The organism is Glutamicibacter sp. 363 (genome assembly GCF_052379505.1).
In the GTDB taxonomy this organism is placed as follows: Bacteria; Actinomycetota; Actinomycetes; order Actinomycetales; family Micrococcaceae; genus Glutamicibacter.
Genome location: NZ_JBQSYR010000052.1, coordinates 1 through 8094, shown reverse-complemented (window position 1 = coordinate 8094; position 8094 = coordinate 1). Strand labels below are relative to the sequence as shown.

The 8094-nt window shown below is 59.4% G+C and carries 9 protein-coding genes; 4 read left to right on the top strand and 5 right to left on the bottom strand.

What is annotated here, in order from left to right:
* The 3 genes from ACT3UA_RS18455 to ACT3UA_RS18445 form a co-directional block, all read right to left on the bottom strand.
* Window positions 1-478, bottom strand: a 478-nt coding sequence (locus tag ACT3UA_RS18455; RefSeq protein WP_444617799.1) for an anti-sigma factor, incomplete at its 3' end; no start/stop codon positions are given.
* Window positions 479-600: 122 nt separating this feature from the next.
* Entirely contained in the window at window positions 601-1062 is a 462-nt protein-coding gene (locus ACT3UA_RS18450) for a tRNA (cytidine(34)-2'-O)-methyltransferase (protein ID WP_096284632.1), read from the bottom strand.
* Window positions 1063-1101: 39 nt separating this feature from the next.
* Window positions 1102-2001: a J domain-containing protein gene (locus tag ACT3UA_RS18445; RefSeq protein WP_096284634.1), complete on the bottom strand. Its 900-nt coding sequence runs from the start codon at window positions 1999-2001 to the stop codon at window positions 1102-1104.
* 151 nt (window positions 2002-2152) lie between these two features.
* Between ACT3UA_RS18445 and ACT3UA_RS18440 the strand changes: the two genes are divergently transcribed.
* Window positions 2153-3064, top strand: a complete 912-nt coding sequence (locus ACT3UA_RS18440) for a diacylglycerol kinase family protein (RefSeq protein ID WP_176484114.1) — start codon at window positions 2153-2155, stop codon at window positions 3062-3064.
* Here ACT3UA_RS18440 and ACT3UA_RS18435 read toward each other — a convergent pair.
* Both ACT3UA_RS18435 and folP read right to left on the bottom strand, forming a co-directional pair.
* A complete protein-coding gene (locus ACT3UA_RS18435) occupies window positions 3030-3767 on the bottom strand; it encodes a dihydrofolate reductase family protein (protein ID WP_096284638.1) in 738 nt (245 codons plus the stop codon). The genes ACT3UA_RS18440 and ACT3UA_RS18435 overlap by 35 nt on opposite strands.
* Window positions 3768-3777: 10 nt before the next feature.
* Window positions 3778-4704, bottom strand: a complete 927-nt coding sequence (gene folP / locus ACT3UA_RS18430) for a dihydropteroate synthase (protein ID WP_096284640.1) — start codon at window positions 4702-4704, stop codon at window positions 3778-3780.
* A 113-nt stretch (window positions 4705-4817) separates the two neighbouring features.
* On the opposite strand from folP, the gene ACT3UA_RS18425 reads away from it, so the two are divergent.
* The 3 genes from ACT3UA_RS18425 to mnmA are packed head-to-tail and all read left to right on the top strand — an operon-like array spanning window position 4818 to window position 8017.
* Complete coding sequence (locus tag ACT3UA_RS18425) at window positions 4818-5624, top strand: hypothetical protein (RefSeq protein ID WP_096284642.1); 807 nt, start codon at window positions 4818-4820, stop codon at window positions 5622-5624.
* A gap of 27 nt (window positions 5625-5651) precedes the next feature.
* Window positions 5652-6887, top strand: coding sequence for a cysteine desulfurase family protein (locus tag ACT3UA_RS18420; RefSeq protein ID WP_096284644.1), 1236 nt, complete (start codon window positions 5652-5654; stop codon window positions 6885-6887).
* Entirely contained in the window at window positions 6884-8017 is a 1134-nt protein-coding gene (gene mnmA, locus ACT3UA_RS18415; RefSeq protein ID WP_096284646.1) for a tRNA 2-thiouridine(34) synthase MnmA, read from the top strand. Before ACT3UA_RS18420 ends, mnmA begins: the two co-directional genes overlap by 4 nt.
* The last annotated feature ends 77 nt before the right edge of the window (window positions 8018-8094 follow it).

The following is an 8094-nucleotide window of genomic DNA, read 5'->3' as shown; positions in this document are numbered from 1 at the left end:
TCTCTGAACCTTCCACGGTGATATGTACCGCGAGAACATCGTCGATGGGGGAGAGCCCGCCCTTGGCGTCTTCTCCCGAGGTCTTGCTCACTACGCTGATGCCGCCTTCTTCATGCACGGCCCAAACAACGTACTGTTCAGAATCATCAAGTGGTGGCAGAGCCGTCAGTTCGACGCCTAGCGCATTCTCCTGCTTGGAGGTACTGATAGTCGCCTGACCGCCGCTATTGAGTTCAACTACCTCTGTGAGCACATCATCGGCCTTTGCGGCTTTAGAAGATTTCGTCTCGCTATTGAGCAAGGAAAAGGTCACGAGGGCCAAGACGACCACGATTACCAAACCAAGCACTGCGAAGATCCAGCGTTTTGGCCGTGCGCTCCGTTCCGCACGAGAGCTGTGGGCCACTTGACTGACTAGGTCCAGACCCAGATTTTCGTCCTGAGGCTCGTCGCGGTGCTGCGAAGGGCTACCGTTCATTGTTTTGGAATCTCCCGAGAAGTCGTCGGTTTTGTCGGATGCACGCCTGCGCGAACATACTCAAAAGCTTACTTTATAAAGATTGGGTAAAGCTGTGTACTTGGCCCAATTGGGCTGGTACTTTAGGCTCCTGCAAAACCGTTCTGCCGCCAAGCCTCAAAGGCGACAACGGAAGCGGCATTGGCAAGGTTCAGCGATCGGCGCCCCGGCAACATCGGCAATCGGACCAGATCGGTCACCCGTTCGTGGGCTTTATCTGCGGCGCTAAGCCCCACCGATTCCTTACCGAACATGAGAATGTCACTTGGGACATAGCCCACCTCGGTGTACAGCGTGTCGCCATCGGAACTGAACGCAAAAACACGACCCTCGCCCAACGACGCGAGGGCTTCTTCGAGGTTTTCGTGTACGGTGACCACCGCTAGATCGTGGTAGTCCAACCCCGCACGACGCAGGTTGGCGTCTTCAAAGTTGAAGCCCAAGGGCTTCACTAAATGAAGTTCGGCACCGGTGATTGCGGCTAGGCGGATGGCATTCCCGGAGTTGCCGGGAATTTCGGGAGCATTGAAAAGAATACGGAACACATTTAACAGTTTAAGCTCTCGGAGCAGTAAAACTGGTAATCAGTACATTCCGCCTAAGACTCGGGACAGTACCGAACGGTCAACAATGTTCGGGGAAGGGCCTGATCCGAGGAAGAGTTTCAGTTCGCGGATGAGTCCTGCGGCATTGAGCACGTTGGGCGTGGAGGCCAGCGCCGGATCGGCCCTGCGGTGATATTCGATGACCGGCTCGTGGGGATTGCCCTGGCTCGAAAGGACCAACGTGAAAGCGACGACGTTCATCTGCATGAATGCGCGTTGCATCCCGGTGATGTTCAAGGCCGGGGGCTGCGTCATTTTATTTCCATGACGCAATACGTTCCCATCAAATGCGTAATAGCCCTCGGGAAGCGTCATCGTGTTGACGATCGCCATACGATATCCGGCGGTCAACACATGGTCATAGTGCCCGCCGCCGGGTGCCTGCAAGCCATTGACCAGCCGGGCCGCAGGTAGCACGTTGAGCACGTTTTTGCTGAGCATGCTGATCGTCTGTGCTTCTCGGGTAAGCCTGGAACGGGAATTGAACAGCCCGCGCTTTCGTGGCTCACCGTGGCTTCGTTGAATCGAGTGGGCCCTATCCAGCAAACCAAAGGAGTCGTCATCGAGACGAGGGACGTATTCGGTAGCTAGCTGGGCCTTGGGCTGTTGCGGTGAGGTGCGCAGCTTTTCATCGTACTGGCGGGCGGAGGTTCCGGCGCGTGGTGCTTGGCCGGGGGACTGGAAAGACCTATCAAAGCTTGAACGGCTTCGATCATCCGACAGCGTCTGAAATGCCTGTTGGACGTCTTTGAACTCGTCAGCGCTACCACCCAGATCCGGGTGTGACGCGCGAGCAGCCTTCCGATACGCAACCTTGATCTCTTCGAAAGTTGCCGTCCGGGGCACGCCAAGAATTTCGTAGGGACTTGGCGAACTCATGATACGGACGAATCCTCTCGGTTAAGGCAATTCCCCACGGCCGGTGCCGCGCGATCAAGTGCCAATTAGAACATTTTACCTTCCATGATTGGGAGTTGGCTTTTCAAACCCGAGCGTTTGCTGGGTATTCTCTATCCTTATGGTGCCCTCCGTGAAATATCAGCACATTCGCATAGTCTTCCATCCGAGCTCGGGCAAGGGTTTGGCAATGCGACGTGTCGAAGAGCTGGAAGCCCGGCTCGAGGCTCACGGTATTCAATCAGACAGGTTGAATACCGCACATCTCCAAGGGCGAGAATTCGGAGAAGCCTTGGCAACAGCCGATGCCGTAGTAGTCATCGGCGGAGACGGACTAATACACCACACCATCCAGTATCTTGCAGGGAAGAACATTCCAATGGGGATCATTCCGGCAGGCAGCGGCAACGACACCTGGCGAATGTACGGCGCTCGATCGGCGGAAGAAACGATCCAACAGGTGGGTAGCTTTCTGGCCGGAGGGGCAGCAGGGACCCCGATCGATTTGCTCCAGCTGCGATTTGCCAATGACCTGCCACGAACTACGCTTGCCGTGGGCGCGGTGTCGTGGGGATTCGAAGGATACGTTAACCGGCGAGCCAATGGTTTGCCACGCCGCCTAGGCGCGCTGCGCTATATTCTCGGACTGCTGCTGTGCCTCCCCACACTTCGCGCGTATCCCACCGAAATTCAGGCTCAGGAACTTGAATTCAAGGGTTCGGTCTTCGCGGCAAGTATTGCGAATATCAAGTCGCTTGGCGGTGGGATTAAGCTTTTCCCGCACGCGGACTACGCAGATGGATTGGCCGATATCGTGCTGGTGAAGGGCCCGCTATTGCTACCGGTGCTGCCTTTTGTAGGTCATATTCTGCGCGGAAAGACTCACCGGCACCAACTGTCCAGCAGGAGTGCACATGTAGTTGTGCGAACCAGACAGGAAAGTTATGCGGACGGGGAGCTTATTGGACAGGGTGATTTTGAGCTGACCGTGCTCGACGGGGCGCTGACGCTTATTCCGGGCGCCGATAATCGCAAAAGAGCATAGATTCCTCCTCGAACAGCGAATGGATTTTCATCGCAAGGGCCGCCTGCCGTGGACCGTGCGCTATGCGCTGTCCAGACCCCGCCAACAGCATCGGCGAATAGCTCACGCACATCGAGTCGAGACGATCGGCGGCGATAAATTGGCCAAGCAAATGCGGGCCACCCTCGGCATGAATGAAACCCAGCCCTCTGGCTAGCAGATCGGCAACGATTTCCTGCGGGTCACAACCCCGGTCTGCTTCGGAAACTTCAACCAATTCGACATACGAAGCGAAGCGACTGCGGTGCTCCTCGGTGACTTGAACGCTGGTGAAGACCAGCACCGGGACGGGGCTTAGCGTGAACACCTCGTCATCGGGCTCCAGATGCAGCCCGTGCGAAACGATCGCCAAGACCGGTTGCGCGGACAAGCCCCGGGCTTCACGCCAGGAAATGTCCTCATGACCGATCAGCGCCCCCGCGTACCCTTCGGCGCGGACGGTGCCGGCACCGACCAGGATGACATCTGCCAAGCGTCGCAACAAACTAAAGATCCGCCCATCGCCCGCGCTGCCCAACCCGCCGGACAGCCCATCGCGCTGGGCGCTACCGTCGATGCTTGAAACGAAATTGAAGCGCACAAAGGGACGTTGCGACGCGGCGTAACGCTCCAAAAGGTAGGTATCGCCAACCTCCGGCATATTGCTGGGTAGCAGTTCACGCATGGCTCGGGTCCTATCGGCTGGCTTCACGTTCGGGATGGGCAGGGGGATTGACCTCGCCCATGTTGTGGATCTGGTAGGCAGGGTCCCGCCACCCCTGTGCCGCTTCTATCAGCCGGACGGTTTGCACGGATTCGGCGATATTGTGCATCCGGATGATCCGCGCCCCACCCATCACGCACATGGTTGCCGCCACCATGGAACCGACAAGACGTTCGGGTTTGGGCAGGTCCAAGGTTTCACCGATGAAATCCTTATTGGATACCGCCGCGAGGGCCGGGTATCCCAATGCGGCGATGGCCTCAAAATTCGCGGTCAGATCCAGGGTGTGCCGGGTGTTCTTATTTAGGTCGTGCCCCGGATCAATGATGATCTTTGACGCGTGGATTCCTGAGTCTAGTGCCAGCTGGACCTTTTGCGCCAGATAGTCGCGCACTTCGGTAACCACATTCTGGTACTGCGGGCGGGGATAGACGGTGCGTGGTTTCGCCAACGAATGAGTCAGCACCAGATGCACATTGTTTCGGGCAACAACTTGAGCCATCTCGGGGTAGGCCAGCCCGGTGGTGTCGTTGATGACATCCGCTCCGGCATTGATCGCGGCTTGGGCAACTTCCGGGAGGAACGTGTCGGCGGAAATCACCACATCACTTTGTTTGCGTACCGCTTCGATCACCGGAACCACACGTGCGGCTTCTTCCTCCCAGGGGAGCTCCGGGCCGGGCGAAAACGGTACGCCGCCGATATCAATCCAGTCCGCTCCGGCCTGCACCGCACGCATCGCCGAGGAGACTGCGTCGTCCAAACCGAAGGTGGACCCGGCATCATAGAAAGAATCCGGGGTGCGGTTGATCACTGCCATCACCGCGATGGTCCGCGAGAAATCTATGCTCCGACGCGAAAAGTGGTGAATCGGAACCTGCAACTCGGGTAAAAACATCGACCTGGTCTCCCTTGATTCGCGGTCGTGCCGCTGCGCATTGCTTTGTTCATTCATATCACCCGCTCGCCACCTGATGCGGGATATGTCTGGATGCTGGTTAGGCTTGTACTATGCAGTTCTCCCATGTCTCAGCCACCCAGGGCCAATGGATCATTGATTCCTGCGCCACCGCCGACCAACTGACGGTAGTCGCGCAAGTGCCCGTGGGTTACGAACGCTACGCACGGATCTTGCATCCGGCCTATGACGAGTTTGACCAGCCGGTGAAGTGGGGGACCGTGGCTAGCAGCCGCGGCCATATCCTCACCGCAGCAGATCTCTTCGAAACTGTCGCCGGCTGGGATGCCCAGGGCAACCCGGCAGCCGAGGATGCCTGGGAAGAGACCGACCTGCCGGTAGACGAGTTGCCTGTAGAGCAGTGGCAGGCGCTGGTGAAGCAGCTCCGCGCGGCAACTGAGCAGGAAAAGTTCGTGGTCGGCCTTTGGGGAGGCTATGCCTTCATTGAAGGTGGCGAACGCATCCAGATCGAGAACGAACCCGATCCGGAGCTCAGCGACGAAGAAAACCAGGCCGCTCACGCCGCCGCGCTCGCCGAGGCGCAACGTCCTGCCTTCGCACCGGAGGTGCTCACGACGCCGGCGCTTGAACTAGGCGGCGGTTACCGAAACTACCGGCTCTTCGAAGTGGATGGCGAATTTTTGGCGCAGCCGCTTTGGGCGACGACGGTCGAAGGTCCGCAGCGTCAACGCCCGGCCTTGGCTTTTCCCGAAGACCGCAGCTGGATGCTGTCTACCGAACCTTATGATGACTGCACGCTGATCGGTGGCTCGGCCGAGCTTATCGAGGCAATTTTGCGCGATCCGTTGCTGGAAGCCATTGAAGTCGGGCAATTCACACGTATTGGCCATTCAAACTAGGCAGGGAAAGCTCGTACCATTAAGACGATGACTAATTCCGCCGTATACCTCGATCACGCGGCAACTACCGACCTCAACCCGGCGGCGTTGTCGGCCATGACCGAGCAATTCGCCCACACCGGCAACCCCTCCTCGTTGCACGGTGCCGGTCGCCGCGCCAACCGCGTGATCGACGAGGCACGCACGAAGATCGCCGGGGTGGCAGCGGCTCATCCAACCGAAGTGATCTTTACCTCCGGCGGAACCGAATCCGATAACTTGGCGCTCAAGGGCCTGTTCTGGAATCGGACAGAGAAGAACCCGGAAGCTCGCAGCATTTTGGTGGCTGGAATTGAACACCATGCGGTGCTGGACACCGTGGCCTGGCTCGAAACCCACGAAAACGCGACGCTTCTATGGATGCCGGTCGACGCCGACGGCGTGCTGGATCTGCAGGCAGCCGAAGAGCTCATCGAGGCGAACCACGAGCGGATCGCGTTGGGCACCCTCATGTGGGCAAACAACGAGGTAGGCACCATTGAACCGATCTCCGCTTTCGTGGCCCTGGCCGCTAAGTACCAGATTCCGGTGCATTCGGACGCGGTACAGGCCTTCGGCACCGTCCCTACGGATTTTGCGGCGAGCGGTCTGGCAACCATGGCCATCAGCGCCCATAAGGTCGGCGGCCCGGTAGGAATCGGTGGCTTGCTGGTACGCCGCGACATTGTCCTGATGCCCGTCCAGCACGGTGGCGGCCATGAACGCAAACTCCGCTCTGGCACCTTGAACGCGGCGTCGGCGGCAGGGTTTGCGGCGGCGGCAACCGCGGTCCAAGCCAATTTGGATGCCGAGAGCAAACGACTCAGTGAACTTCGCGACTATGCGGTGCAGCGGATCGCGCAAAGCATCCCCGAAGCGGTGCTCAACGGTCCACGCGATGCGCTGAACGAGGGCAAACGGCTACCGGGAAACCTGCATTTCACCTTCCCAGAATGCGAGGGGGACTCCTTATTGTTCCTCTTGGACATGTTTGGGATTGCATCCTCCACCGGTTCTGCCTGTACCGCGGGCGTGCCGCAACCCTCGCACGTGCTGGTGGCCATGGGCAGGGATGCACGAAGCGCACGAAGTGTGCAACGCTTCACATTGGGGCATACATCCACGCGTGAGGACGTTGACATACTTTTAGAGGCGCTGCCCGAAGCCTATCAACGGGCAAAGAAAGCCGGTATGGCGGCAGACGAAAGCAGCATTCACACAGCAGGGACGGGTTTTACACGATGAAGGTACTAGCAGCGATGTCCGGCGGCGTCGATTCGGCAGTCGCCGCAGCACGTGCGGTCGAAGCCGGGCACGACGTAGTCGGAGTCCACCTGGCGCTCTCTCGCATGCCCGGGACCCTGCGCACCGGTTCGCGCGGCTGTTGCACGGTGGAGGACTCCAACGACGCATGGCGCGCCTGCGACAAACTGGGCATCCCCTACTACGTTTGGGATTTCTCCGATCGGTTCGCAGAGGATGTGGTCCAGGATTTCGTCGACGAGTATGAGGCCGGACGCACCCCGAACCCGTGCATGCGCTGCAACGAGAAGATCAAATTCGCGGCATTGCTGGAGAAGGCACTGGCGCTGGGCTTCGACGCGGTCTGCACCGGCCACTACGCCAAGGTATTGCGTGACGAATCGGGCAACCCGGAATTGCACCGCGCGGCGGACTGGGCCAAGGACCAGTCCTACGTGCTCGGCGTGCTCACCCACCAGCAGCTCGAGCACTGCATGTTCCCGCTGGCGGAGACCCCTTCCAAGGCCGAGGTGCGCGCCGAGGCGGAAGCCCGCGGGCTCACCGTGGCCAATAAACCCGACAGCTACGACATCTGCTTCATCCCCGACGGGGATACGCGCGGCTGGCTGGCCGAGCGTATCGAAATGAAGCCGGGCGACATCGTCGATCAAGACGGAAACCAGCTCGGCGAGCACGAAGGTGCGCAGGCATTCACCGTGGGCCAACGCAAGGGCCTGCGCTTGGGACGGCCGGCATCCGACGGCAAGCCGCGCTTCGTGCTGGAAATCCGCCCGAAGGACAACAAGGTGATCGTCGGGCCCGAGGCTTTGCTTGCGGTCGATGAGCTGCGCGGCATCCGGATCTCCTGGGCCGGAGTGCCGATCCCGGCGGTGCTCGCCGGCGAAGAATTCGATTGCATGGTGCAGGTTCGTGCCCATGGCGATCCGGTGACCGCCAAGGCGCGCATGGAGCGTGCCGCTGGGTCCGAGGTTTTGGTCGTTCAGCTTCCCGAGGGGATGCGCGGCGTCGCACCGGGCCAGACCATGGTCGTTTACCAGGAAACCCGTGTCCTGGGTCAGGCGACGATCGATTCGGCCCGGTCTTCTGCATGGGACCCGGCTTCGGTACTCTAGCCTTCCCACGACACCTCTTGGTGTCTACAAAATTAACTAGGTCGGCCCCAGAATACACAAGGATTCTCGGGCCGACC